The sequence below is a fragment of the Phyllobacterium sp. CL33Tsu genome, assembly GCF_900113985.1.
GTDB classification, from domain to species: Bacteria; Pseudomonadota; Alphaproteobacteria; order Rhizobiales; family Rhizobiaceae; genus Phyllobacterium; species Phyllobacterium pellucidum.
Genome location: NZ_FORJ01000001.1, coordinates 1,868,698 through 1,893,352, shown reverse-complemented (window position 1 = coordinate 1,893,352; position 24,655 = coordinate 1,868,698). Strand labels below are relative to the sequence as shown.

Genomic DNA, 24,655 nt, shown 5'->3' with positions numbered 1-24,655 from the left:
CGCGCTATTTTGTCTTTTCGAAACGGGTCGCGTAAACGGTAACCGTACCGATCTGCGTGCCGATCCTCGCCTGCACGGGCGAATAGATAGCTGACTTGCCCAGCGAAGCAAAGGTGAGACTGATCTTGCTGGAGTTTTTCAGATATTCTATCGCCTTGCGGCCCGCCTGATAGCCGGCGATCGGGACGAATTTCGCGGTACACGTTATGGCATCGCCTTTGAAGCCGCGGGTCGCGAAGGGGGCGACACCACCTGATGGCGACAGCTTGAGATCGACGCGCGTCTGCCCGTCATAAAGATGCAAGGTCTGGGCGCAGACCTCATCGGGACGATCCGCCGCAACCATCACTCCGGATATGGGATCGGCAACGGATTGAAGATCGGCAGGCGTCAGCTCCACCCAGTTCTTCTTCTTGCTATTAATGGGCGGAACGTTGGTTGTATTGGTCACATTGCCATTGGTGAAGGCAATCGAGGTCAGCTTGTCGCGGTCGCCGTGCCGGTACTTCACCTCGTAGGAACTCGGCACAGGTCCGTTCTTGGCAAGGTGCCCGGTGACGTCCAGATTCCCATTCGTATCGTCGAAAATACTGGCTAGGCCGGAACTCGAAAGCTTGCCCGTGACCTTGTAGGCACCATTTTCCTCAACGCTGGTCGAAAAACTCGCCTTGGCGATCGACAAGCCATATATCGAAACACGGTAGTCGGTCTTGAACGACTGCGCCCCATGTGCCGGCACGGCTCCGATAAGCGCGGCGGCGGCCAACGGAAAGAGAGCTAGTCTTCGGATGGCAAGATGCCGGGTAGGCTTCATTCTGTCATTCCCGTCGGTGCGCGTCCCTTTCTGCGTTTCGAACGTAGAAAGCAGGCAAAGTTGTGATAAAGATGTGAACTGACGGCCTGCCACGCAAGAGCTGTGCCAAACTTCGCAGCCGGCAGCAGAAGTGGACTTGACGCGCGCGGCTCATATCACTATAGAAACGCGACTTCCCAATAGGCCGCCTGTCCGATAAGCGCGCCGCTGCACGGCGACGTGCGATGGTAACAAGAAACGTTCGGGCTATAGGTAATGAAATTTGAAGGTGAGACCCAATGTCCCGCACATGTGAATTGACCGCTAAATCGGTACAGTACGGTAACAATGTGAGCCATGCGAACAACAGAACGCGCCGCCGCTTTTTGCCGAACCTCTGCCACGTTACGCTGATCTCCGAAGCTCTCGGTCAGAGCTTCCGTCTGCGCGTCTCGGCTCATGCCCTGCGCAGTGTCGAGCATCGCGGTGGTCTGGACGCGTTCCTGGCCAAGGCTGACGAGAAGGAATTGTCGCAGCGCGCTCGTCTCTTGAAGCGCCAGATCGCCAAGAAGCTTCTAGAGGCACCTGTTGCTGCCTGATCAGGCAGCGGCTTCCATTTGATTGCCGTAAGGCCAGCTTCGGCTGGCCTTATTGTTGTCATCATCGTTTTGGCTGGTTCCATTACCCAGGATAAAAAAATGCCGCTCAAAAGCGCTTATTCTCCTTCGGATTTCATTCTTCCCGTCCTCGCCATGTGCGCCGTGGTCGCTGCCTCCAACATTCTGGTGCAGTACCCGTTCAACCATTTCGGCCTTGGTGAAATACTCACCTACGGGGCTTTCACCTATCCGATTGCATTCCTGGTCAACGACCTTGCCAACCGCAGTTATGGCCCCGCCTTTGCGCGCAGGGTAGTCTATGTCGGCTTTACGATCGCTGTGGTCCTGTCGATCTGGCTGGCGACGCCGCGCATTGCGATCGCCTCTGGCACTGCCTTCCTGACAGCCCAGTTGCTCGACATCACTGTTTTCAACAAGCTCCGGCAGTTGACCTGGTGGAAGGCCCCCTTCGCCTCGGCGATCTTCGGCTCGCTCCTCGACACGCTGCTGTTCTTCTCCATCGCCTTCGCCGCGAAATTTGCCTGGATCGATGCAGTGACGGGCCGTCCCGACTCGTCACTCGCCATGCCTGTTCCATTCTTCGGCCACGAGATCCCGCTGTGGATGTCGCTGGGCTTCGGTGACCTCATGGTCAAGATCGTCATGGCCGTGGTGATGCTCGTCCCCTATGGCGCCATTCTCGCCATCTTCGCGCCGGCGATCTATTCGGCCAACCGGAATTCCAGATAAAGATTGCGCTGGACGATCGAGTGGTTGTCGTCGGAAACGAGTGACACCCGCGTCGAGCCGTCCTCGGCCTGCCAGACGTCAAGCGCTTCCATATTGTCGATCTGGTAGCGCATGTCAGCATCAAGAATGACGGGACCGTCCACAGTCGCGCCGGGTACGATGGCGGCGGCGGCTATCCGGCGAATGCGCAGCGCAACGCCGCTCGCAATGCTGAAGCTGCGCTCCAGCAACAGGAGATCGCCGTTCGGCAAAAAAACTCCATCACTAATGTCGAAACCGTCGATGCGCTTGACGTAGAAGATCCCCTTGCGCGGCCCCTCAAGCACGGCTGCAAACATGTCGCCGGCCTTGTTGATGCTCTTCTCGGTAACGGCAACGCGGGCGCCCTGGAGCGGCCCTCTCTCCGGCGCATAGGCGATCGTTTCGATGCCGCGATTACTGCGGAGCTCGTTCTCCGGTATCGGCAGCGGCAGAAATCTTGGCTTTGACGCGAAGTTTTCGAGATCGAGATCGAATTCTGCGATCCGGTGCACGCGTTCGAATGAGACCGTCACCGTGCTGCCCGAAACACTCATGCCTTCGGCGTCGGAATTCCATTTGCCCTCAAGAGGCGCGCCATCCTCGCTCGGGATCGGCGCGAGGCGGAATTTGCCGACCCCGACCGGCCTGCCTTTCTCGTCGCGTTCCATCGTGCCGGCATACCAGAAGCCCGTATCGGTAATGCCGAGAAACGAGCCTCCCTTGTCGAGATAGCGGAACGCCGAAAGGCCGCCGAAGTCGCGATTGGTCGAAGAAAGGTCGAGACCGCCGACGAACTCCAATCCGCCAAAACGGGTTTCTGACGATCCGATCCGAAAGTTACTGATCGGATATGCCTTGATGACGGCGGGCGACACGCCCTCGTCCTGGGCTTGCGCACTCAGGGGAATGAGAATAGCGGCTGAGAGCAACGCGCGCCGGAAAGCCAGCGCGGGTCGCCGCATTAACGCTTCCGCGCGGATTTCGGCGCCCGTTCCGGTTCCTCGAACAGCGAGGCGAGTTGCTCGGTCATGGCACCAGCAAGCTCCTCCGCATCGACGATGGTGACAGCCCGTCGATAGTAGCGCGTGACATCGTGACCGATGCCGATCGCGATCAGCTCAATGGGCGAGCGCGTCTCGATCTCTTCGATGACGGCGCGCAAATGCCGTTCGAGATAGTTGCCCGGATTGACCGAGAGCGTCGAATCATCGACCGGCGCGCCATCCGAAATCATCATGAGGATGCGACGTTGCTCGGGACGGCCTAGCAGGCGCTGGTGCGCCCAGATCAGCGCTTCGCCGTCGATATTCTCCTTCAGAAGTCCCTCGCGCATCATCAGGCCGAGATTGCGCCGGGAACGACGCCACGGCGCATCGGCGCGCTTGTAGACGATATGGCGCAGATCATTGAGGCGCCCGGGATTGGCGGGCTTGCCGCGTTCGAGCCAGGCCTCGCGCGCCTGCCCGCCCTTCCAGGCCTTGGTCGTGAAGCCGAGGATTTCGACCTTTACGCCGCAGCGCTCAAGCGTGCGCGCCAATATATCTGCACAGGTGGCAGCCACCGTGATCGGACGGCCCCGCATCGACCCGGAATTGTCGATGAGGAGGGTGACTACCGTGTCGCGGAAATCCGTATCGCGTTCCTGCTTGTAGGACAGCGGCTGTGTCGGGTCGATGACAATGCGCACGAGCCGCGCGGAGTCGAGATAGCCCTCCTCGAGATCGAAATCCCAGGACCGGTTCTGTTGCGCCATCAGGCGGCGCTGCAACCGGTTGGCGAGGCGCCCGACGACGCCGGAAAGATTGGCCAACTGCTTGTCGAGAAACGCCCTCAGCCTGTCGAGTTCTGCTTCGTCGCAAAGCTCTTCGGCGTCGGTCGTCTCATCGAACTCCTGGGTGAAGACCTTGTAGCCGCTTTCGCTGCCGAGATTGGAGAAAGGCGGATTGGGCCGGCGCGCCTCACCCGGAATTTCAGCGTCGGCGTCGCTATCCTCTTCCATCTCGTCCGACGAAGCATCGGTGGCCTCGGTCTCCCCGGCCTGGCTGTCATCGCTGGACGTGTCGGAATCATCGCTTTCGGACGAATCGCTGCCTTCGTCCTGCTCGGAACCGCCCTCTTCGTTTTCCTCCGGATCGGGCGAATCCTCGCTATTGTCCTGGTCCTCGTCCTGCTGGCTGTCCTGGGCGAGATCCTCGGCCATTTCCATGGAGGCGAGCATCTCGCGCACGACGCGGGCGAAGGCGTTCTGGTCGTTGATTTTGGCGGCCAGGTGGTCGATGTCGCCGGCGGCCTTCTCCTCGATCCAGTCGCGCCAAAGATCGAGGACGTTGCCCGCCGATTCCGGCGCCTTGCGTCCGGTCAGTTTCTCCCGCACGAGAAGCGCCACGGCTTCTTCGAGCGGCGCTTCGGCCTTGTCCGTGATCGCGGGAAAATTGGCCCGCGCATATTTGTCCGAAAGCATCGAAGTCAGGTTTTCGGCAACGCCGTCCATGCGCAAGGCGCCGATCGCCTCGACACGCGCCTGTTCGACGGCATCGAATATCGCCCTCGCCTGCTTGCCTTCGGGGGCGAGCGTCGCGTGGATACGGTCATTGTGGCAGGCTTTGCGCAGTGCCATCGAATCGCCAAGACCGCGGGTGACTGCGATGTCGTTGGCGGACGGGCGCTTGGGAAGGTCGGGAAGGCGGGCGCGATGGCCGGTCAGCGCCGGCTTGTCATTGCCAAAACCGACTTCGAGTTCATGATCGCCGGCAATGGCGCGCATGCAGGCGGTAACGGCACGCTTGAAGGGCTCGGAATCGACCGGGCCTTTCGGATTTGTACGTAAGTTATCTCCCGGACCTGCCATTTCCAACAGCCGCTCAGCTTATGACGACGTTGGCCGTTGATTCGGGCAGTTCCTTGCCAAAGGCGCGCTGGTAGAACTCCGCAACGATCGGCCTTTCAAGCTCATCGCACTTGTTAAGGAAGGTAAGCCGGAACGCGAAACCGACATCCTTGAAGATATCGGCGTTTTCCGCCCAGGTGATGACTGTTCGCGGGCTCATGACCGTCGACAGATCGCCGTTGATGAAGGCCGAGCGTGTCATATCGGCGACGCGGACCATCTTCGAGATGATCTCCTTGCCTTCCTTGTTCTGGTAGTGCTTGGCCTTGGCCGCGACGATTGCAGCCTCGTTGTCATGCGGCAGATAGTTGAGCGTCGTCACGATTGACCAGCGGTCCATCTGCGCCTGGTTGATCTGCTGCGTGCCATGATAAAGGCCCGTCGTATCGCCGAGACCGACGGTATTGGCCGTCGCGAACAGCCGGAAGGCAGGGTGCGGACGGATGACCCGGCTCTGGTCGAGCAGCGTCAGGCGCCCGGACGATTCCAGCACGCGCTGGATCACGAACATCACGTCGGGCCGGCCCGCATCATATTCGTCGAAGACGAGCGCGACATTGTGCTGGTAGGCCCAGGGCAGGATGCCGTCGCGGAATTCCGTAATCTGCATGCCTTCCTTGACGACGATCGCATCCTTGCCGACGAGATCGATACGGCTGACATGGCTGTCGAGGTTGACGCGGACGCAAGGCCAGTTCAGGCGGGCGGCGACCTGCTCGATATGGGTGGATTTGCCGGTCCCGTGATAGCCGGAAACCATGACGCGGCGGTTATATGCAAAGCCTGCGAGGATCGCGAGCGTCGTCTGCTTGTCGAAGAGATAGTCGTTGTCGATTTCCGGCACATAGGCATCGCCCGCCTTATAGGCAGGGACCATCATGTCCGAATCAAACCCGAAGAGCTTGGAAACCGAAACCGTTGTATCCGGCAAATTCGCAATATCGCGATCAACCTTGTTCATCATGCCTCCAGCGCGACTGCACGCGCAGACGCAAAACGATAGTCACACCCTGAAACCTCCGGCGAGGTCTCGAAAAATAAGCCGACAGCGGTCCTAGCAGAAACCAGCCTGCTTAAGCAATTGATAGGCCTGGATTACGTCACGGAAACGATCCTCGGAAGCCCGATCACCGCCGTTGGCATCGGGATGATGGCGCTTCACCAGCTCTTTATAGCGCGACTTGATGTCTTCGCTACTGGCTTTTGCGCCGAGTCCCAGCGTATCCAGCGCTTTCGCTTCCAAGGGTTTCGGCTTGCGCACATGAACCCGCGCCTCATTGAAGACGCTGTTGGGATCACGAAAACGATTGAGATAAGCCGCGCGGCCCGAGCGCAGCTTGGAAAAGTCCGGCGATGTGCGCGCCCCGCCAGCGCTTGCAGCCTGGGCGCTTGCGCCGGCGCCCGTTCCAGGCAGGCCAGCGATGGTCCAGGTCGGGCGGTCGCCTGTCAGGGCTTCCTTCTGATAGCGCGCAACTTCGGCATCGGAGAGACCGGAGAAATAATTGTAGCCCTTGTTATACTCGCGCACATGATCGATGCAGAAGTGGAAGAATTCTCCCTCCTTCATGCGGCCCACGGGGGAGCGATGCGGGCCCGGCTTTTCGCAGCCGTCCCACTGACACACCGGAGTGCGCGATTTTTCCTCTTCCGCCTTCTTCGGCCGGATGCGGATGCTGTCAAAATATTTCGAATTCGAGGTCATCTATCTTTGCTAAGCATGAATTGACATTTGCCCATGGATCGACCTAACGCCTGAAATGGCGGTAAATTTGTGATCATGTACGGATTTGCCAAATGAAACTACCATATGGGCGCAGGAGAACGAAATGTCCACTCAGTCCGCAATCGAAAACAAACTGAACGAGGCTTTTCATCCCGTTTCTTTGGCAGTCATTAATGAAAGCCACCTTCACGCCGGTCACCATCATTCAGACGGCGATCATCATGGCACATTTGACGGGTCGGGCGAAACGCATTTTCGGGTGCGTATTGTCGCGGACGCCTTTACGGGACTATCGCGCGTTGACCGCCACCGCGCCATCAACGACGTCCTCAAGGAGGAATTGAACGGGAGCGTTCATGCGCTGGCGCTTGAGCCGGCAGCGCCTGGCGAGCCTACACGTAAATAGCGTTCAACGCTCCATGAACTGCCTTTCAGGCCTGGCAATCGCGCTGGATTGCGGATCACAGATCTCGCGGAATGTAGCCGGGTCGCGCCAGTCGCGCTAAAGGAATATTCAGGATTGTCGTGATTCTAGCGGGATTCGGCCTTGTCATCTTCCAGGGGACGGATGCGCAGACGCGTGATGCGGTTTTTTTCCCGCCGCAAAATGGTGAAGCGCTTGCCGTGGAAGGTGAAGGCCTGCTTTTCCTTGGGGATGCTCTGCGTTTCGTGGATAACAAGCCCCGCGATGGTTGTGGCTTCAGCATCGGGCAGGTTCCAGTCGAGCGCGCGGTTGAGGTCGCGAATCGGGACCGAACCGTCGACCAGCACTGAACCGTCCGGCTGCGGCCGGCAGCCCTGCACGTCGATATCGTGCTCATCGGCAATGTCGCCGACGATTTCCTCAAGGATGTCCTCAAGCGTGATCAATCCCTGAACATCGCCATACTCATCGACGACGATCGCTATATGCGCCTTGCGCCGCAAGAACGCATTGAGCTGATCCTGCAATGTGGTCGTATCGGGCACGAACCACGGCTTGGTCGCGACCTTCATGATGTTGATCTTCGCAAAGTCGCGGTCTGCGTCACGAATGGCCCGCACGAGGTCCTTGGCATGGACGACACCAACTATATTGTCGCTCGCCCCCTTCCAGACCGGGATACGTGTGTGATGGCTCGCCAGAATTTCGCCGATCACCGTTTCGACCGGATCGTCGGCATTGACCGAATCCATGTCTGTGCGATGGATCATGACGTCATAGACTTCGAGCTCGCGCAGATCGAGCAGCCCGCCGATCTGGTCGCGGTCGCCTTTGACGACTGAGCCTTCCTTGTGCAGGAGTTCGACCGCGCCGCGCAGTTCTTCCTGCGCCGACAACATGGATGTTCCCGCAGCAAGGTTGATGCCGAAGGCGCCCAGCATCTTGCGCACGATCCAGTTGACAAGGTCAGAGATTGGGCCGAGCACGAAAACCGTGCCCTGGGCGAAACGCACGAGCGCCAGCGCGTGCCGATCCGGGCTCGCAACGGCCCATGATTTCGGCAGGACTTCGGCGAAGATGACAAGCATCACTGTCATGATCGCGGTCGCATAGGCGACACCGGCCTGCCCGAAGAGATCAAGCAGCATGCTTGTCGTCAGCGACGAGGCGAGGATGTTGATCAGGTTGTTGCCGATCAGCATGACGCCGATCAGCCGGTCGCGCTTTTCGATAAGATTGGCAACGATCTTCGCCCGGCTGTCGCCACGGTTGGCGAGGCGATGCATTCGCGCCCGCGATGCCGCTGTCAGCGCCGTTTCGGACCCGGCAAACAGTCCGGAGATCAGGATCAGACCGAAGATGACTCCGCAAAAGATCCAGATTTCCAGGGTCATCTTTGCTGCTTCTCCTGCAAAAAACTCAATACGGCGGATGCCGGCACGTCCTTGGCTATGAAAGACTGGCCGATTCCCCGCGTGAGTATGAAGGTAAGCGCACCGCGCGCCACCTTCTTGTCCTGGGCAATATACTCCATCAGCCTTCCGGCGGGTGGCAAATCACCCGGTATTTCGTGGATTGATGTCGGAAGGCCGACCATGCGCAAATGCGTTTCAACCCGCGCGGCGTCGTCGGGGCTCGCCAGGTTCATCTTGGCCGAAAACTGATGGGCAAGGACCATGCCTATCGCTACAGCCTCGCCGTGCACCAGCCTCGAAGAATCATAGTGCGTTGCCGTTTCAAGCGCGTGCCCGAACGTATGGCCGAGATTGAGCAAGGCCCGGTCACCGGTTTCCCGCTCGTCGCGGGCCACCACGTCCGCTTTGGACCGGCAGGAGACGGCGATCGCCTCCGTCCGCTCCGGACCGCCTTCGAAGATGCCGCGCCAGTTCTTTTCGAGCCACGCGAAGAAATCGGGCCGGTCGATCAGGCCGTATTTGGCAACTTCCGCATAACCGGCGCGGAACTCGCGTGGCGACAGCGTGTCGAGAACATCCGTATCGGCAAGGACAAGCTGCGGCTGGTAGAACAGGCCGACGAGGTTTTTGCCGTGGATGGTATTGATGCCGGTCTTGCCGCCGACAGAGGAATCGACCTGCGCGAGAAGCGAGGTCGGCATCTGGATGAATCCCATGCCGCGGCGGGCGATGCCCGCGGCAAAGCCGGCAAGATCGCCGATGACGCCGCCGCCAAAGGCAATGACAATGTCGCCGCGCTCAAGTCGCGCCGAAAGGATAGCGTTGGTCACGGTTTCGAGCGTGGCAAAGCCCTTGGACTTTTCGCCCGGCGCAACGATGATCGGCGTCACGTGAACGCCCGCTGCGTTGAGACTGTGCGTCAGGCGTTCAAGGTGCAGGCCGGCCACCGTTTCGTCGCTGATGATGGCAACGCGCATGGCATCGGTCCGATCGGCGATCGCACGACCGGCGCGCTCGATAAGTCCTGATCCGATGACAATATCATACGAGCGGTCCCCGAGCTTGACGGGAACGACGGTTGTTGCTGCGGCGGATGGTTCCGTCATTTACTCGATTCCTCACCGGTCATCACCACGCCGCCGAGGTGCTCGGCAATCGCCTGCATCGCCTCGAGCGCAATGATCTCTTTCTTTTCTTCGCGCGAATTGATCGTTAGATCGGCCCGGGCATAGATCGGATAGCGCTCGGTCATCAACCGCTCCATCACGCCGCGCGGGTTGTCGTTCTTCAGAAGCGGCCGGTTCTGCTTGCGCGCCACGCGCTGCATCAGCACATCGAGCTCGGCCTTCAGCCAAAGCGAAACGCCCTCCGAGGCGATAGCCCGTCGCGTCTGGTCGTTCATATAGGCACCGCCTCCGGTCGCAAGCACGATCGGTCCATCCTCCAGCATGCGGGCAATTACCCGGCGCTCGAGGTCGCGGAACTCGGCCTCGCCATAGGCTTCGAAGAGTTCCGGTATCGTCATCGTCGAGACCTTTTCGATCTCGTGATCGGCGTCGAAGAAGGGCAGTTCGACCAATGCGGCAAGCTTTTTGCCGACCGTCGACTTGCCGGCGCCCATCAGCCCGATGAGCACGATGGATTTGTGCCCAAGGCGCTCGCGGATGGACCTTGCAGTCTCTGATACGTCCGTATGTTCTACTTGGTCTTCAGTGGTGTTCATCATTGCGTATCGACAGGAAAACTCTGTTTTCGTCAAGCAAACTATAGTGGTCCTGCCCTTCTTGCCAGTTTCATGAAATCATAAGGTTTCGACGGCAGGATTATGGAACCTCAAATCTGACCATATGAAGCGAAAATGCCTACCCTGACACGATTGATCCTTGTCCTCGCGATCCTCGCCGGGCTCGTTTATGCCGGCATGGTCGCGCTGGTGACCTTCGTGCATCCCAAGCAGACCGAAATGACCATTCGCATTCCAAGCGAGAAGCTCAACCCGAAGCCCGACCAGAAGAAGTGACGCCATGCGCGCTGCCGCCGCCATTGAAACATTTCTCGAAATGATGAGTGCCGAACGCGGCGCCGCCCGGAACACACTCGAATCCTATCGGCGCGATCTCGAAGACGCAGCCGCCTTCAGCGCGGCGGCTGGCGAGCAGCTTACAGATGCCGCCAATGCGACGGTTCGCGCTTATCTTGACGATATTTCGGCCCGTGGCTTCGCCGCGACCTCGCAGGCCCGCCGGCTCTCGGCGCTCCGCCAGTTCTTTCGCTTTCTGTATACCGAGAATCTCCGGGGTGATGATCCAACGAGCACGCTCGATGCCCCCAAGAAGGAGCGAGCGCTTCCTAAAATCATGAGCGAGGCGGATGTCGAGAAACTGCTTGGGCGCGCCGAGCTTGAGACGAACGATCCGCAAGCCTCCGGCGCATCGCCGATGCAGGCCCTGCGCCTGCATGCTCTCCTCGAAATCCTCTATGCAACGGGCCTGCGCGTTTCCGAGCTTGTCGGATTGCCGGTGGCTGTCGCCCGGCAGGACAGCCGGTTTTTGATGGTGCGCGGCAAGGGCTCGAAAGACCGCATGGTGCCGCTTTCGACAAAGGCGCGCGATGCGATGAACCGCTACCTCGCCGCCCGCGATGCACAGCCCAATCTGGCCGACAATTCCTGGCTCTTTCCCGCTGGTTCCGAAACCGGCTTTCTGGCGCGGCAGGTTTTTGCCCGCGAGTTGAAAGGGCTGGCGGCCCGCGCCGGGCTAAAAACCTCCGCGATCTCGCCGCACGTCCTGCGGCACGCCTTCGCCAGCCACCTCCTTCAGAATGGCGCCGACTTGCGCGCTGTCCAGCAATTGCTGGGTCATTCCGACATTGCGACGACCCAAATTTACACGCATGTGATGGAAGAACGCCTGCACAGGCTTGTCACGGAGCATCACCCTCTGGCAGACTAGGGAGAAGGGCGAAAAAGCATTCAACCAGAGGTCTGTCCATGTGGCACTTGTTGAAGAAGATGATCACCCGACCGGAGCCGCCGCCCGCCGAGGCCGACGGCGAAGTGATGCATTTTCATGATCGGGGCTTCACCCGCACCAGCCACCTCACCCGCTCCATGGGCTGGCGGCAAAGCTGGAGCTGGAACGAGGTAACCGCCTTCGGCTTTACCTTTACGCCCGCTATGTTTCCCGACCCGTGGTTTGGCGACTATATGGAAAGCCAATGGTTCTTTACCGTCGATGACGGCGAGCGCAAGGAACACATCTACTTCGATGTCACCTGGCTCGATCTTGACCGCCTGCCTCCCGGCCTTCTCGATCGTATGCCGGACCTTGACCGCGACATGTTGCGTGAAGGGTTGCAAACCGCAGCTCTGGGCCCGCGCCATTTTGCTGGCGAAGGCCGCTGGATCGGCTGGCAACACGCGGAACCGAAACCGAAGCGGCGCAAGACTGCCGCGCCGCCAAGGCCGCCGAAGCTTGCAAGGCGCAAACCCGCGGCGAAGTAGCACCACACCTTCGCCTGAATTCCCCCCAATAAGTTGCGCCGCCGGCCCGCCGTTCGGCCATGTTTCTTGACATGCGCCTCGGCAACAGCCAGTTAGAGCAAAATTCACCGTTTGCAGGCAGACATCTCGTCCATGTACAACTACCTTGATTTTGAGAAACCGGTCGCCGATCTCGATGGCAAGATCCTCGAGCTGAAGAAGCTCGCCGAAGAAGGCGACGCGCTCGATACCAATGACGAGATCGCACGGCTGGAAAAAAGGTCGGCCGAGGCCCTGCGCGATCTCTACCGCAAGCTTACGCCCTGGCAGAAGGCGCAGATCGCCCGCCATCCGGACCGTCCGCATTGCGTGGACTATATTTCCAAGCTCTTTACCGACTTCACGCCCCTTGCCGGGGACCGCAATTTTGCCGACGACGATGCAGTGCAGGCCGGCCTTGCCCGTTTCAACGGCCAGGCAGTCGCCGTAATCGGTCAGGAAAAGGGCAACGACACCAAGTCGCGCCTCAAGCACAATTTCGGCATGGCCATGCCCGAAGGTTACCGCAAGGCCGTGCGCATCATGGAACTTGCCGACCGCTTCCAATTGCCGGTGCTGACCCTCGTCGATACGGCCGGCGCCTTTCCGGGCATTGCCGCCGAGGAACGCGGCCAGGCGGAAGCCATTGCCCGCTCCACTGCGGCCTGCCTCAACCTGAAGGTGCCCGTCGTCTCCGTCATCATCGGTGAAGGCGGGTCCGGCGGCGCCATCGCCATCGCCACGGCGAACCGCGTCTACATGCTCGAACATTCGATCTATTCGGTCATTTCGCCGGAAGGGGCAGCCTCAATTCTCTGGCACGATTCGACGCGCGCCAAGGATGCGGCAACCTCGATGCGCATTACGGCGCAGGATCTCTACGAACTGAAGATCATAGACGGCATCATCCCCGAGCCCATGGGCGGTGCGCACCGCGGCAAGGACGCCGCCATCGAGGCGACCGGCAACATCATCAACGTCGCCCTCAAATCCATGGGCAACATGGACGGCGACGCACTGCGCCAGGATCGCCGCGACAAATATCTCTCGATCGGCCGCAATCTTTAGAGCGTTTCTCTCCAAGCAGTAGGCGCTCAAGCTCCTCGCCTTCGACCTTTGATTGAGCAACGGCCGCTTGTCTCCGGGCTTTTTTTGCGCTGCGCTTCACCGCATGCTGCAGCGAATTTGCTAAGTCGCCGAACAATCCGCGCCGCGACCGCACTGCCGAAAATAGTTTCGGTTTTTTTACGAAGCAGCTTGCAATTCGTTTCCCAACCCATTACGAACCGCGCTGCGCAGACGAACGCGCATAAGTGGTACGCGCCCGTAGCTCAGCTGGATAGAGCACCAGACTACGAATCTGGGGGTCAGAGGTTCGAATCCTTTCGGGCGCGCCAGTTTTCCGCCACTTCAGAACAAAACTGGGCGCATGAGGCAGGCCGATTTTTTTGTTCCAAAGACTGCGATATGCTAACTTTGGACATGTTTTCGAAGAAGACCACTAAGACAGTAACCGCGGATACCGCCTCGCTCCTGCAGGCCGGAGAAGGTGATCGCGCGGACTTCAAGCGCGGCCCTGACGGCGTGTCTGCTGAGGACCTAGTCGCGTTCGCCAACGCGGGCGGCGGAGCTATTCTTGCTGGCGTCGATGAACGCACCGGGGATGGAGGCGCACAAGTTGGCGTCGTGGTGGGATGTGATGTCGGCGATGGAACGATACTTCAGATCGCCAACAAAGCTCTGGGATGCATCCCACCGGTCGCCATCAATGTCAGCATCGAAAATGACGACGGCAAGTCGTTTCTGCGGATCGATGTCCCGAGCAGCGCCACGAAGCCACACTGCACTCCCAGGGGCATCTACTGCACGCGTGATGGGCGACGTAATCGCGCGCTGCATCCAACCGAGCTTCTGAAAATCTTCCTCGAAAGCGAAGCGCGCGCATTTGCCGAGCGGTTTGAGGCGGCAGCAGGCCGCATGACGAAAGAACTCGGCCGGCTCGAAGCTTCTTTGGATGCCAGCATCCAAAGCATGGCCGATCAACTCGGCTGGGCCGACAGCAAGCTTGGCGATACGGAAAGCGCCCTCGACACCATCCAAGCTTACGTCACTCGCATCAATTCAGAAACCAACGATGTTGCCTCAAGACTTCGAACGATTTTCCGTCAGGACAAGCGCGACGATCCCGTCACGGAGCGTGAGCGAACCAAGCTTCGCGACGAGCTGGTCGACCGACTTCTAGACGATAGAAAGCTTCTGGACTCCATCGCGAAAGGCACCGCCAACTTCACGATCAGCGCGAAGGGTAAGGCCGCAGAAGAGCTAACGAAGGAAGATCTCCACCCGATTTTCCAGGACGCGCTCAAGATCGTGGTCGACAAGGTCGAGAAGGAAAAATACTCGGTTCAGATCAAGAAGCCCGCCGACTGTACCAAGAACGAACTCAACGATTTTGCGCTCCTCATCAAGAAGGGGGGCGAAGTCGCGGATGGCATCGAGGCTCGCCTCAAGACGGCGGATGTTCTGGGCTTCATCCGATACGAGAAGGCAATTGTCGGCGTCGGGGCTCTTAAGAAGCCGGCGGCCGCCTACCGGAACGGTGTTTTTCAGAAGGCGCAAGCTACAGCCAATCCAGGTGACTTCACGCGCGAACTAGGATGGCTCTTCGTCGACCAAAAGCATCGTGGAAAGCAGACCCGGGACCTGATCGCGGGCTTGCTGGATGCGGCGCGAGCCAAGCTCGTTTATGCGACGACCCGCAAGGAAAACGAAAAATTACAACGCATCCTCAAGCATCATCGCTTCTTCCATAACGGCGCTGCGTACCCTCGACCGAAAACCCCGGCGAGGAAATTATCCTCCTGACACAGAGCTCCAGGCCGTCTATTTCAAAGGAAAAAGAAAGCACAAGCCGAGCTCAACAGCATCCCAAGCCGGATCGCGGTGCGCGTCAACAATCAAAAGGCTGAAGCACGTGCCTGAGCCGCCTGGGCCCGAAACCCTGCCATTCCGGCGGAGCTTTCCGCTTAGAGTCACCAAGGTGCGCGTATCGCTCGGATGTCCGCTTCTGGCGCCAAGGAGACATTCAACGAGTCCGATTGTATGGACGCTTGCGGCCCATTTCTGCCGCTCCCGCCAGCGAGCTTTGGACACAATGACCCAATGCCGGCCCGCAGGTGTTAGCGGCAATCACAAGAATTACATCGAACAAACAATGACATACGAGTTCTCACTTTCATCCTGCCCGGCGCGCCATTCTTTCAATATGATCCAATTATAGTTGTGATTGCCAATGTAGGCGTGAGCCTGATTCCGCCTGCATTTACCGTGAGCTGTCAGCGACCTTGTGGCGATGCATCACTTGTGCAAGAAACATTTGGTATTTTTCACTGGAAAAGTTTCAGCTATCAATGGAATTGGTATACCGCAAATTGGATGGAGAGATTTCTCCCGATGCCGCGAATGTTCACTCGGCGCGATATCCCCTTGTCGTCGATCTCGATAAGACGCTGATATTGACCGATACCCTGCATGAGCAGGTGGTAGCCGCAATCTTCACAAAACCGGCTGTACTTGCCTTCGCAGCTCCGAGTGTGCTGCGCGGGCGCGCCGCGCTGAAAGCCTCCCTTGCGTCGAAGGTCGACCTCGCTTCTACGGTGTTGCCCCTACGTGAAGATCTCGTCAAGTGGCTGCGTGAGCAGGCCGCGGCAGGCCGCGAAATTCATCTCTGCTCGGCGGCAAATCAAGCGGTTGTCGAGAATGTTTCCCGCCGCGTCGGGATTTTTGTTAGCGCCATCGGTTCGGCGACGGCAAACTTGAAGGGCCGCGTCAAGGCAGAACATCTGGCGCGCACTTTCCCGGATGGTTTCGTCTATGTCGGTGACAGCCGAGCGGACCTTGCCGTTTGGAAGGCGGCTGAAGGGGTTGTTCTGGCTGGCGCCTCGCCCGGCGTCGCCAAGGCCGCGCGGGGTCTCGGCAAGCCGGTAGAAGCGGAGTTTTCCAATCATCCGCTCGGTTTGAAGGATAGCCTCAAAGCACTGCGGGTCCACCACTGGTCCAAGAATGCGCTCATTTTCGTCCCGTTGGTTCTTGCCCATGCCTGGGGTGATTTTGCCGTTGTGCGCGATACGATCCTCGGTCTTATCTGCTTGCTAATGGTTACGTCTTCGACCTATCTGCTTAACGATCTTGCGGATTTGAGTGCCGACAGGAAGCACTGGTCGAAACGCAATCGGGCGCTCGCCAGTGGGCGGCTTCCGATCGCATCCGGCCTTTTGCTGGCTTGCAGCGGCCTCATAGCCGCCTTCATCGGCTCGTTGTTGCTGTCTCCCTATTTTACGCTTGCCGTGGCGGCCTATCTGACACTCACCCTGGCCTATTCATTCGGGCTCAAGCGCGTGCCCATCTTGGATACGCTCATCATCGGCATCCTGTTCACCACGCGCCTTATCATGGGCATTGCCCTTCTAAGGGTGCCCGCGTCGGCGTGGCTGCTGACGTTCTCGGTGTTCTTCTTTTTCTCGCTCGCCATGGCCAAGCGTCACACCGAAATCGTCCGGGCTTCATCAAGCGGCTCCCATAGTCTCGCGAGCCGCGGCTACCTGATCGAGGACGAGCCGCTCACACTGGCACTTGGTGTAGCTTCCGCCGTCGCATCCCTGCTGATCATGGTTCTCTTCATCGTCGAAGAGATGTTGCCGGGTCCGTTTTATTCGCATCCGCAGTTGCTGGCAGGTATACCCGTCTTCCTCGCGATCTGGATCGGTCGTATCTGGTTGCTCGCCCATCGCGGCCGAATGAACGACGACCCCGTCAGCTTCGCCTTGCGTGACAGGCCCAGCATTCTGCTGGGCGTTCTGATCGCAGTGCTGTTTGTGGCTGCCCTATGACGTCATACATGGTTGCGGATGACATCCGCTCCTGGGGCGGAACGGTAAAAGCGCAGCATTTCGTCAGCCGGCCGAGCTGGCGTGAGCAACTGCCGGAGCTCCTTGCCCGGAAAGAGGGACGAAGCGTGCTCGGCATCGGCTTGCGCCGGTCCTATGGCGACAGCGGACTCAATCCCGATGGCTCGCTTATCGACATGACTGCGCTGGACCGGGTGATATCGTTCGATCCTGTGACGCGGCTGTTGCGCGCGGAGGCCGGAATCGCCTTTGACAGCATCCTCGAACTCTTCGTGCAGCGCGGCTACTTTCTGCCGGTCACGCCTGGCACGCGTTTCGTTACATTGGGCGGCGCCGTTGCCAACGATGTTCACGGCAAGAACCATCATTCCGCCGGAACGATCGGCAGATGGGTGCGCCGCATCGGTCTCATTCGATCCGATGGCACAGAGATCGAGCTGACGCCCGACGATCAAACGGGGTTGTTTGCTGCAACGATTGGCGGATTGGGCCTGACGGGCCTGATAAGCTGGGCCGAGATCGAACTTCTGCCGATTGACAGTGCCATGATGGAGGCGGAGACCATCCCCTTTGCCAATCTCGACGCATTCTTTGCCGTTGCAGCGGAAAGCGATGACGCTGCAGATTACACGGTCGCCTGGGTCGATTGCTTGGCAAGAGGCGACCGGCTGGGGCGCGGACTATTCAGCCGTGCCCGCCACGCGCCTTTAGGAGCGCGACTGACAAAGCGAGCAAAGCCAAAGCTCAGCATGCCCTTCGCAATGCCGGGCTTCATGCTGAACGCTACCTCCATAGGTTTGTTCAACGGCCTTTATTTCTACCGCGGCCGCCGGGCTGCGGGACCTGCGATTACTCCATACCAGCCTTATTTCTATCCTCTCGATGCCATCGGTCATTGGAACCGGATGTATGGCAGCCGGGGCATGTACCAGTATCAATCGGTCGTGCCGCCAGCCACGGCGCGCGACGCCACGCGGGAAATGCTCGAGACGATATCCAAGGCTGGCGAAGGCTCCTTTCTCGCGGTGCTCAAGACCTTTGGTGGAGTGCCGTCACCCGGACTTTTATCTTTTCCGCAGGCGGGCACCACGCTTGCACTCGATTTTCCCAACAAGGGCCAGTTGACGCTTGACTTGTTGAACCGGCTCGACGACATCGTCCGGGAGGCAGGCGGGCGGCTCTATCCTGCCAAGGACGGGCGGATCTCCGCATCCATGTTTCGCGCCGGCTATCCGGCGTGGGAGACGTTTGCCAACCATGTCGACCCGGCATTCTCGTCAGCTTTCTGGCGAAGAGTGAGCCAATAACGAAGAGGAATGATTTTTTGCGCGTTATCGTTTTGGGAGCGACATCGGCGATTGCCGAGGCCACGGCCCGCCTTTACGCACTGGAAGGCGCTGATCTGCTGCTGGTAGGCCGCCAGGAAGGCAAGCTTGAAGCCATTGCTGCGGATCTGAAGGTTCGAGGCGCTTCCCGTGTCAAGACAGCGGTCCACGATCTTGCTGTTTCGGACGATGTGCGCACCAGGCTTGCAGAACTTGTTGCGACGCTTGGAGGTGTCGATCACGTTATCGTCGCCTACGGGATTCTCGGCGATCAGAACGAGGCCGAGCGCTCGACGGAGGTGGCAGAGGATATCCTGCGGATCAACTTCAATTCTGCTGCGGCCTGGTGTCTGGCTGTTGCGGATTTGTTCGAAACCCAGGCCCGGGGCTCGCTTGTCGTGGTTGGGTCAGTGGCAGGGGACCGCGGCAGGCGCGCGAACTACGTATATGGGTCTGCGAAGGCAGGCCTTGCCGCTCTCGTCGAAGGCATATCGCATCGTTTCGCCAGCAATGGTCCGCGCGCGGCGATTGTCAAGCCGGGCCCGACCATTACGCCAATGACCGATGGAATGAAGCGCAAGGGCGCGTTGTGGGCGACACCGGAGCAAATTGCGACGGTGGTGCGGCGGGCCGCGGATGGCAAAGGCCCCGTATTCTACGCACCGGCCCGCTGGCGCTTGATAATGCTCATCATCCGCAACTTGCCCACAGCAATCTTCAACCGGATGAGCATATGACCCGCAAGATCATCATCACCGGCGCGGCAGGCCTTGTCGGACAGAATCTTATAGCCCGGCTTAAGGCAAATCCAGACATTGCCATCGTCGGCATCGACAAGCATCCCGCCAACACGGCGTTGCTTCGGCGGATCCATCCGGAAATCGAAGTCATCGAGGCTGATCTTGCGAAGCCCGGTGCCTGGTCGGGCGCCCTCGCTGGAGCAGATGCCCTGGTGCTCAATCAGGCCCAGATCGGCGGCCTTCATGAGCAGGAATTCACCGACAACAATGTGATCGCCACTGAGAAAATTGTGGCGGCCATGCGCGAGCACGCAACGCCTTACTTCGTGCAGATTTCATCGTCGGTCGTGCGCTCGCAGGCCGATGATTTCTACACGCGTTCAAAAACGGCTCAAGAGAAATTCATTGATACCGTAACCGATATACCGCATTTGATATTGCGCCCGACATTGATGTTCGGCTGGTTCGACCGCAAACATCTTGGATGGTTGCGCCGTTTCATGGATCGCACTGCGGTCTTCCCGATCCCGGGCGACGGCAAGTTTATCCGCCAGCCGCTATACGTCGGTGATTTCGCCGCCATCATCGCTGCCGGATTGGATAGCCGGGCGACGGGTACCTACGACATTTCGGGACTGGAACAAGTCCACTATGGCGAGTTGATTGCACTCATCCACGACATCGTCAAACCAAAGGCGAAGATGGTCCATATACCCTATGGGCTGTTCTGGGCTCTGCTATACGCCTATGGCAAGCTCAACAAAAACCCGCCATTTACGACCAGCCAGTTGGAGGCGCTTGTCATACCGGAGACGTTCCCGGTTATTGATTGGCCAAAAATTTTCGGTATCAAAGCAACCCCGTTGCGGAAAGCGCTCGAGGAGACTTACCTCGATCCGCGCTATTCCGGTATTGTTCTCGATTTCTAAGGATCGCCATGAGCAGGATCGTCGTCGTAGGTGCCGGGCCAATGGGACTTGCGGCAGCACATCGCGCCGTTACCCTCGGTCATGAGGTTGACCTGATCGAGGCGGACAGCAAGCCGGGCGGGATGGCAGCGCATTTCGACTTTGGCGGATTGTCGATCGAGCGTTACTACCATTTTGTCTGCAAGACCGACGAGCCGACATTCGCCTTGATGGAAGAGCTTGGCATTGGCGACAAGATGCGCTGGACGCCGACGTCCATGGCTTACTACATCAAGGGCAAAATCCACCCTTGGGGCAGCCCGATTTCGCTTTTGATGTTCCCGCATTTGAGCTTCATCGCCAAGCTGCGGACGGGCGTTCAGATGTTTTTGACGACCAAGGCCAAGGCATTCGATCGCATAGAAAAGCTGACAGCGCGCCAGTGGATCGAAGGCGGTTCAGGCAAGGAAGTCTACGACACATTGTGGCGGCGCCTCATGCAGCTCAAATTCTATGAACTCTCGGATGATATTTCGGCGTCCTGGATTGCCACTCGCATCAAGCGCATCGGCAATTCGCGCCGCTCCATTTTTCAGGAGGAACTCGGCTATATCGAGGGCGGCAGCGAGACCCTGGTCAAGGCGCTTGCATCCGCCTTCGAGGCAAAGGGAGGTCGACTGCAACTTTCAGCGCCGGCAGAGAAAATCGAGACCGAGGACGGTAAGGTCACCGGTGTTACAGCGGGCGGAAGGTTCTTCCCCGCCGATGCGGTCATCTCCACCGTGCCAACGCCGCTCGTATCCAAGCTGGCTCCGGATCTTCCGGAGGCGTGGAAGGCAAAATACGATGCAATCCGCAATATCGGCGTCGTTTGCCTCCTGTTCAAGTTGAAGCGTTCGGTCACCAAAAACTTCTGGCTCAATATCGTAGACGACGACATCGACATTCCCGGTATCATCGAGTTTTCGAATCTGCGCCCTGTCGATGATACGATCGTCTATGTGCCCTATTATATGCCCACGACCCAGCCGAAATGGCAGTGGACCGACCAGCAGTTCATCGAAGAGGCGTTCGGCTATATAAGCCGCATCAATCCGGCAGTCACCAAAAGCGACCTGATCGATGCAAAAGTCGGCCGCCTGCGCTATGCCCAGCCGGTCTGCGAGCCGAATTTCTACGAGAAGCTGCCCGACGTTCAGACCCCGATTGCAGGACTGCAGATTGCCGACACATGCTTTTATTATCCTGAAGATCGCGGCGTTTCGGAGAGCATTCGCTTTGGCCGGTCAATGGCAGAGGCGGTCATCTGATGCGTGAGCGAGCGATCTCAGTTGTAGGATCTTCCTTCGTGCGGTTTGTTATTTCAGGCGGGATAGCCGCCGCAATCAACATTCTTTCCCGCATCGCTTTCTCGCAGTTCCTGCCCTTTAGTGCAGCTATTGTGCTGGCCTTTCTGGTAGGAATGACGACGGCCTTCATATTGATGAAGCAGTTCGTTTTCGACGAGTCCGGCAACTCGACTGGAAATGAATATGTGCGCTTTGGACTTGTGAACCTTGTCGCACTTTTGCAAGTCTGGCTGGTGAGCATCATTCTGGCGCGGTGGCTGCTCCCTGCGATCAACTACAATTGGCATGTTGATACAACGGCCCATGTTGTCGGGGTCCTCAGCCCGGTCCTTACCAGCTACGTCGCGCATAAATCATTCACCTTTGCCGGCACCGCACGGTAGAGTCCTACAGCGTTCGTTACGCACGACGGATCGTTTCGCAGTGGCAGGTCGTGGGCTAAAAGTAGGTTAGTTTCCGATGGCGGACTTTATGTGGAAACAATTCCGTGTCCTCGCCAATTTCCCGTAAAGACCAACCTTGGGATCTCAGTGTCATCGGGATTGCTCGTTCAAGCACGTGGCCGTAAGTTCCATCCCTTTGACCGTCCTCTGTCTCAAACTGATCCAAGTCGACATTGGAAAGAATCTCATTCGCGCATTGCGATCGTATCCAAAACATGGTTCCTGCATAGAAACCAAGGTCGTCGGAGGCTGGCGGATTTGATCCTGCCGATGTCATGAACTTAAATACTCGGGCCTGGTTCGAGCCCCAGTATCCCAGATCGCTGACATAGGATCCGCTTGCGCCAATCATCGCCAATTTAGGCGAGTTGCCAAATTCATTGACGATCTTTTGGACACCTGCTTCAGAGGGAATAAGTTCATTCAGCAGATCGCGTCTCCATTTCTCGCCGGTTGGAGAATAGAGGCTACGCTTCCCGTGAATTTTCAGGATTGGGATATCGTCGGGCAATTTGAGAAGAGCGAGTACCTTAAGAAAGGGCAGGACATCCCGCCCTTTGTTTTCGGTAGCCAATACGTCAAGCGAGACCTTGCTTCGTCGCCATCCAGACTTGAACGATGCCAGCACGGACGGACTTGATGACGTAACATGGACCTGGCTTCCATCCGGCAATCGGTCGAGTATCAAAATGAGTTCGTCGACGACTTCTTCATAGTGGCAATGGCAAATGACGATAAGCGGCGGCTTGATAGTCTCTTGCTTTATAGCTGGCACAGGTTGTTGGGTGACTGCCAACTGGGCAATCTCCTTCAGACGAGCGGAATCGCTCAGCGACAAGGGATTTTTGATAAGTCGCTCATACTTGACAATGCCATAACGCAGTTCAACTTCATCGGCGTAGTCATGCGTTGGATTAATTCCTCGCTTGGGCATGACGCGCCTTTGAAGACGCGAAGTATTCGAATCCATAATTGACGAGAAATCGGCACCCATGTCCTTGAGACACGACGATAGTCCAATTTCGTAGGCATAGATCACGTCCAGCCGAGTAGGTTGGGGTCGGACACTACTCATAAATTGCTGAAACGGTCGCCGCGAAAAAACAGAACGATCCACTGCGAAGAGATAACTCTGTCCATGCTCGGTGATCTGGAGCGAACTTGTAAGGAACACCGCCGGATCATTGGACTTGAACAGGAGGTTCAAGGCGTTGGTGAATTTTGACTCGTTGGAAATGAAGAAGCTATCATTGCAGAACAGAATTTTACTTGCAGGACCGGCGCCTTGGATGGCGTCGAACCCAACCGAGTAGCTCATGAAATCGTACCCGACGTTCCCGCGTTGAATGACCGCGTAGCCCAGTTGCTTCGCGAAGTCGGAGTCCCGGTCCGATATTCCTGTGGAAACGACAACGGCATCGCTTACGACCGGCCTAAGCGTTCGCAACAGATTGTGCCAGTTGGCGGACTTTTCGCTGTACGGGTCAAAATGGGCGATGACAGCATTAATGCGCAACTTAGAGCCCTCTAACGCTTCGCCCTAAACGATAGCCTGCGCGTGCGATGCGATATAAAATGTTACGCTTCCGCAATCGATTTGCCATTAACGTAGCGAAGGGCACATTGTGTCCGGTCCGTAGTGCCTGTATCTCGCTCAATGCTTCCTTGTATCGATATTCCAGCCCCGACAGATACTTGAAGTCCTTGATGTCGTAGGAGTCGATTGAAGCCAGTGCACCCATCGTCGAATCGTGTGAGGGGGTGGCGGCAAGGTATCGATCAGCGTCGACTGCTCGACGAACAGCTTCCAAATGCTGATGGCCATATTTCAGGCATGGCTCCAAATGACAACCCTCCGCCCATTCATTCCACGCGTTGATGAAAACAAATTTTTCCTTGTTTCGGTCGTCTTTCAGCGTTTTTACGCTCTGTTGACGCAGCCAGAACTCGAAAAGCTCCGGCGAGGAATTAATGAACGTGAAGGGATCATTCTGACGACGCGCCGTATTGTCCCAGGATGGCATTGACCCATGAAAGAATAGAAAATCATCGTGGGTGCGATCAATCGATTCAGACATCACGGCCCGGTAGTCCATGATATTGCCGCGAAACTCCGGGTTGGTGATCCTTGGAAGTTGGGAAGCAAACGCGTTTTTCAGATATTGATGCGGTGGGAATTCCACCAAAGCATCGCAGCCCCAGTCAGCCGGGTCGAAAATGTCATAGAACGCAACGGACGCGATAAAAAGGCCAGGCAAGCCAGCTTCCTTGGCACGCTTTCGCCAATGGTCAAAAGTCGTTTTTGAATCGACCAAAATGTCAGGTCGATAGATTACGATCATGGGTAGGCCGTCATAACGGATGTACCGCTCATCACGCATATAGGGGATCACATCGTCAATGAAGCGATTGTCATTCTCGACGCTATGCTCATTGGCGAGCAGAACTTCATTGTTTCCACCATCCCAGCGCTTCGTCCAATTTTCGTTGGCCCAGCAAAAACAAAACGGCATATCAATCTTGTTGTCCACGAAGACGTCTATTGGCGTTTCGAGAATTCTTCGCCCTGAGAACCAGTAATAATAAAAACAGAAACCATAGATGCCGTTCTGCCTGGCTAGAGCAGCCTGAGCCTGCATCGTCTCCGGCATACGCAGATCATAGAATCCGAGATCTTTTGGAATTTGAGGCTGATAATGGTCTTCAAAGTTGGCCCGCGCTTTTGCGACGTTGGTCCATTCCGTGAATCCGGCGCCCCACCATTCTGAGTTTTCTTTGACGGGATGAAACTGCGGCAGATAAAAGGCAATAGGTTTAATCATAAATCACTAGTCTTCTGATTAGAAATGGC

The 24,655-nt window shown here is 57.8% G+C and carries 24 protein-coding genes and 1 tRNA gene; 15 read left to right on the top strand and 10 right to left on the bottom strand.

Features of this window, described 5'->3' with window-relative positions; genetic code table 11:
* Positions 1–4: 4 nt before the first annotated feature.
* Positions 5–814, bottom strand: a complete 810-nt coding sequence (locus BM074_RS09245) for a DUF3108 domain-containing protein (RefSeq protein WP_091921237.1) — start codon at positions 812–814, stop codon at positions 5–7.
* Between the two features lie 278 nt (positions 815–1,092).
* Between BM074_RS09245 and rpmB the strand changes: the two genes are divergently transcribed.
* Both rpmB and BM074_RS09235 read left to right on the top strand, forming a co-directional pair.
* Complete coding sequence (rpmB, locus tag BM074_RS09240; protein WP_091921235.1) at positions 1,093–1,392, top strand: 50S ribosomal protein L28; 300 nt, start codon at positions 1,093–1,095, stop codon at positions 1,390–1,392.
* Between the two features lie 99 nt (positions 1,393–1,491).
* Entirely contained in the window at positions 1,492–2,142 is a 651-nt protein-coding gene (locus BM074_RS09235) for a queuosine precursor transporter (RefSeq protein ID WP_091921233.1), read from the top strand.
* Here the strand turns inward: BM074_RS09235 and BM074_RS09230 are convergent.
* The 4 genes from BM074_RS09230 to BM074_RS09215 form a co-directional block, all read right to left on the bottom strand.
* Positions 2,115–3,125, bottom strand: a complete 1,011-nt coding sequence (locus tag BM074_RS09230; RefSeq protein WP_091921231.1) for an esterase-like activity of phytase family protein — start codon at positions 3,123–3,125, stop codon at positions 2,115–2,117. The genes BM074_RS09235 and BM074_RS09230 overlap by 28 nt on opposite strands.
* The gene (cobT, locus tag BM074_RS09225) at positions 3,125–5,011 is read right to left on the bottom strand and encodes a cobaltochelatase subunit CobT (RefSeq protein ID WP_091921229.1); all 1,887 of its coding nucleotides are present in this window, start codon (positions 5,009–5,011) and stop codon (positions 3,125–3,127) included. The genes BM074_RS09230 and cobT overlap by 1 nt, the downstream gene beginning before the upstream one ends.
* Positions 5,012–5,024: 13 nt before the next feature.
* Positions 5,025–6,011, bottom strand: a complete 987-nt coding sequence (cobS, locus tag BM074_RS09220) for a cobaltochelatase subunit CobS (protein ID WP_027231324.1) — start codon at positions 6,009–6,011, stop codon at positions 5,025–5,027.
* A 93-nt stretch (positions 6,012–6,104) separates the two neighbouring features.
* A complete protein-coding gene (locus BM074_RS09215; protein WP_091921228.1) occupies positions 6,105–6,752 on the bottom strand; it encodes a J domain-containing protein in 648 nt (215 codons plus the stop codon).
* Between the two features lie 124 nt (positions 6,753–6,876).
* On the opposite strand from BM074_RS09215, the gene BM074_RS09210 reads away from it, so the two are divergent.
* The gene (locus BM074_RS09210) at positions 6,877–7,179 is read left to right on the top strand and encodes a BolA family protein (RefSeq protein ID WP_091921226.1); all 303 of its coding nucleotides are present in this window, start codon (positions 6,877–6,879) and stop codon (positions 7,177–7,179) included.
* Between the two features lie 125 nt (positions 7,180–7,304).
* Here BM074_RS09210 and BM074_RS09205 read toward each other — a convergent pair whose 3' ends face one another.
* The 3 genes from BM074_RS09205 to BM074_RS09195 are packed head-to-tail and all read right to left on the bottom strand — an operon-like array spanning position 7,305 to position 10,335.
* Positions 7,305–8,591, bottom strand: a complete 1,287-nt coding sequence (locus tag BM074_RS09205; protein WP_091921224.1) for an HlyC/CorC family transporter — start codon at positions 8,589–8,591, stop codon at positions 7,305–7,307.
* Positions 8,588–9,718: a 3-dehydroquinate synthase gene (gene aroB, locus BM074_RS09200; RefSeq protein WP_091921222.1), complete on the bottom strand. Its 1,131-nt coding sequence runs from the start codon at positions 9,716–9,718 to the stop codon at positions 8,588–8,590. The genes BM074_RS09205 and aroB overlap by 4 nt, the downstream gene beginning before the upstream one ends.
* A complete protein-coding gene (locus tag BM074_RS09195; RefSeq protein ID WP_091921587.1) occupies positions 9,715–10,335 on the bottom strand; it encodes a shikimate kinase in 621 nt (206 codons plus the stop codon). Before BM074_RS09195 ends, aroB begins: the two co-directional genes overlap by 4 nt.
* A 135-nt stretch (positions 10,336–10,470) precedes the next feature.
* On the opposite strand from BM074_RS09195, the gene BM074_RS09190 reads away from it, so the two are divergent.
* From BM074_RS09190 to BM074_RS09135, 12 genes are all read left to right on the top strand, one after another.
* Positions 10,471–10,632: a hypothetical protein gene (locus tag BM074_RS09190; protein WP_051614764.1), complete on the top strand. Its 162-nt coding sequence runs from the start codon at positions 10,471–10,473 to the stop codon at positions 10,630–10,632.
* 4 nt (positions 10,633–10,636) lie between these two features.
* Positions 10,637–11,563 (top strand): site-specific tyrosine recombinase XerD, encoded by a 927-nt coding sequence (gene xerD, locus BM074_RS09185; protein ID WP_091921220.1) that lies wholly within the window; start codon positions 10,637–10,639, stop codon positions 11,561–11,563.
* Between the two features lie 38 nt (positions 11,564–11,601).
* Positions 11,602–12,114 carry a hypothetical protein gene (locus BM074_RS09180; protein WP_175498942.1) on the top strand — a complete coding sequence of 171 codons (513 nt, stop codon included), beginning with the start codon at positions 11,602–11,604 and terminating at the stop codon, positions 12,112–12,114.
* A gap of 132 nt (positions 12,115–12,246) precedes the next feature.
* The gene (locus tag BM074_RS09175; protein ID WP_027231318.1) at positions 12,247–13,200 is read left to right on the top strand and encodes an acetyl-CoA carboxylase carboxyltransferase subunit alpha; all 954 of its coding nucleotides are present in this window, start codon (positions 12,247–12,249) and stop codon (positions 13,198–13,200) included.
* Positions 13,201–13,452: 252 nt separating this feature from the next.
* A tRNA-Arg gene (locus tag BM074_RS09170) sits at positions 13,453–13,529 on the top strand.
* A gap of 85 nt (positions 13,530–13,614) precedes the next feature.
* A complete protein-coding gene (locus tag BM074_RS09165; protein ID WP_175498940.1) occupies positions 13,615–14,997 on the top strand; it encodes an RNA-binding domain-containing protein in 1,383 nt (460 codons plus the stop codon).
* A 545-nt stretch (positions 14,998–15,542) separates the two neighbouring features.
* Entirely contained in the window at positions 15,543–17,021 is a 1,479-nt protein-coding gene (locus BM074_RS09160) for a UbiA family prenyltransferase (RefSeq protein ID WP_091921213.1), read from the top strand.
* Between the two features lie 8 nt (positions 17,022–17,029).
* Positions 17,030–18,346, top strand: coding sequence for an FAD-binding oxidoreductase (locus BM074_RS09155; RefSeq protein ID WP_091921585.1), 1,317 nt, complete (start codon positions 17,030–17,032; stop codon positions 18,344–18,346).
* 17 nt (positions 18,347–18,363) lie between these two features.
* Positions 18,364–19,101 (top strand): SDR family NAD(P)-dependent oxidoreductase, encoded by a 738-nt coding sequence (locus BM074_RS09150; protein WP_091921211.1) that lies wholly within the window; start codon positions 18,364–18,366, stop codon positions 19,099–19,101.
* Positions 19,098–20,033: an NAD-dependent epimerase/dehydratase family protein gene (locus tag BM074_RS09145; RefSeq protein WP_091921209.1), complete on the top strand. Its 936-nt coding sequence runs from the start codon at positions 19,098–19,100 to the stop codon at positions 20,031–20,033. Before BM074_RS09150 ends, BM074_RS09145 begins: the two co-directional genes overlap by 4 nt.
* Positions 20,034–20,041: 8 nt before the next feature.
* The gene (locus BM074_RS09140; RefSeq protein ID WP_091921207.1) at positions 20,042–21,322 is read left to right on the top strand and encodes an NAD(P)/FAD-dependent oxidoreductase; all 1,281 of its coding nucleotides are present in this window, start codon (positions 20,042–20,044) and stop codon (positions 21,320–21,322) included.
* Positions 21,323–21,360: 38 nt separating this feature from the next.
* Positions 21,361–21,744: a GtrA family protein gene (locus BM074_RS09135; protein WP_244532752.1), complete on the top strand. Its 384-nt coding sequence runs from the start codon at positions 21,361–21,363 to the stop codon at positions 21,742–21,744.
* Positions 21,745–21,799: 55 nt separating this feature from the next.
* Here BM074_RS09135 and BM074_RS09130 read toward each other — a convergent pair whose 3' ends face one another.
* Both BM074_RS09130 and BM074_RS09125 read right to left on the bottom strand, forming a co-directional pair.
* Positions 21,800–23,320, bottom strand: coding sequence for a rhamnan synthesis F family protein (locus tag BM074_RS09130; RefSeq protein ID WP_091921203.1), 1,521 nt, complete (start codon positions 23,318–23,320; stop codon positions 21,800–21,802).
* 1 nt (position 23,321) lies between these two features.
* Positions 23,322–24,626 (bottom strand): glycosyltransferase WbsX family protein, encoded by a 1,305-nt coding sequence (locus tag BM074_RS09125; RefSeq protein WP_091921201.1) that lies wholly within the window; start codon positions 24,624–24,626, stop codon positions 23,322–23,324.
* Positions 24,627–24,655: the final 29 nt, after the last annotated feature.

What these genes read in the sequence shown, in the direction of transcription:
- BM074_RS09140 (WP_091921207.1), top strand. Translation starts at nt 20,042, where the DNA reads ATGAGCAGGATCGTCGTCGTAGGTGCCGGGCCAATGGGACTTGCGGCA.
- aroB (WP_091921222.1), bottom strand. Translation starts at nt 9,718, where the DNA reads ATGACGGAACCATCCGCCGCAGCAACAACCGTCGTTCCCGTCAAGCTC.
- BM074_RS09145 (WP_091921209.1), top strand. Translation starts at nt 19,098, where the DNA reads ATGACCCGCAAGATCATCATCACCGGCGCGGCAGGCCTTGTCGGACAG.
- BM074_RS09125 (WP_091921201.1), bottom strand. Translation starts at nt 24,626, where the DNA reads ATGATTAAACCTATTGCCTTTTATCTGCCGCAGTTTCATCCCGTCAAA.
- BM074_RS09205 (WP_091921224.1), bottom strand. Translation starts at nt 8,591, where the DNA reads ATGACCCTGGAAATCTGGATCTTTTGCGGAGTCATCTTCGGTCTGATC.
- BM074_RS09180 (WP_175498942.1), top strand. Translation starts at nt 11,602, where the DNA reads ATGTGGCACTTGTTGAAGAAGATGATCACCCGACCGGAGCCGCCGCCC.
- rpmB (WP_091921235.1), top strand. Translation starts at nt 1,093, where the DNA reads ATGTCCCGCACATGTGAATTGACCGCTAAATCGGTACAGTACGGTAAC.
- BM074_RS09195 (WP_091921587.1), bottom strand. Translation starts at nt 10,335, where the DNA reads ATGAACACCACTGAAGACCAAGTAGAACATACGGACGTATCAGAGACT.
- cobS (WP_027231324.1), bottom strand. Translation starts at nt 6,011, where the DNA reads ATGAACAAGGTTGATCGCGATATTGCGAATTTGCCGGATACAACGGTT.
- BM074_RS09210 (WP_091921226.1), top strand. Translation starts at nt 6,877, where the DNA reads ATGTCCACTCAGTCCGCAATCGAAAACAAACTGAACGAGGCTTTTCAT.
- BM074_RS09155 (WP_091921585.1), top strand. Translation starts at nt 17,030, where the DNA reads ATGGTTGCGGATGACATCCGCTCCTGGGGCGGAACGGTAAAAGCGCAG.
- BM074_RS09165 (WP_175498940.1), top strand. Translation starts at nt 13,615, where the DNA reads ATGTTTTCGAAGAAGACCACTAAGACAGTAACCGCGGATACCGCCTCG.
- BM074_RS09230 (WP_091921231.1), bottom strand. Translation starts at nt 3,125, where the DNA reads ATGCGGCGACCCGCGCTGGCTTTCCGGCGCGCGTTGCTCTCAGCCGCT.
- cobT (WP_091921229.1), bottom strand. Translation starts at nt 5,011, where the DNA reads ATGGCAGGTCCGGGAGATAACTTACGTACAAATCCGAAAGGCCCGGTC.
- BM074_RS09215 (WP_091921228.1), bottom strand. Translation starts at nt 6,752, where the DNA reads ATGACCTCGAATTCGAAATATTTTGACAGCATCCGCATCCGGCCGAAG.
- BM074_RS09175 (WP_027231318.1), top strand. Translation starts at nt 12,247, where the DNA reads ATGTACAACTACCTTGATTTTGAGAAACCGGTCGCCGATCTCGATGGC.
- BM074_RS09190 (WP_051614764.1), top strand. Translation starts at nt 10,471, where the DNA reads ATGCCTACCCTGACACGATTGATCCTTGTCCTCGCGATCCTCGCCGGG.
- xerD (WP_091921220.1), top strand. Translation starts at nt 10,637, where the DNA reads ATGCGCGCTGCCGCCGCCATTGAAACATTTCTCGAAATGATGAGTGCC.
- BM074_RS09160 (WP_091921213.1), top strand. Translation starts at nt 15,543, where the DNA reads ATGGAATTGGTATACCGCAAATTGGATGGAGAGATTTCTCCCGATGCC.
- BM074_RS09245 (WP_091921237.1), bottom strand. Translation starts at nt 814, where the DNA reads ATGAAGCCTACCCGGCATCTTGCCATCCGAAGACTAGCTCTCTTTCCG.
- BM074_RS09235 (WP_091921233.1), top strand. Translation starts at nt 1,492, where the DNA reads ATGCCGCTCAAAAGCGCTTATTCTCCTTCGGATTTCATTCTTCCCGTC.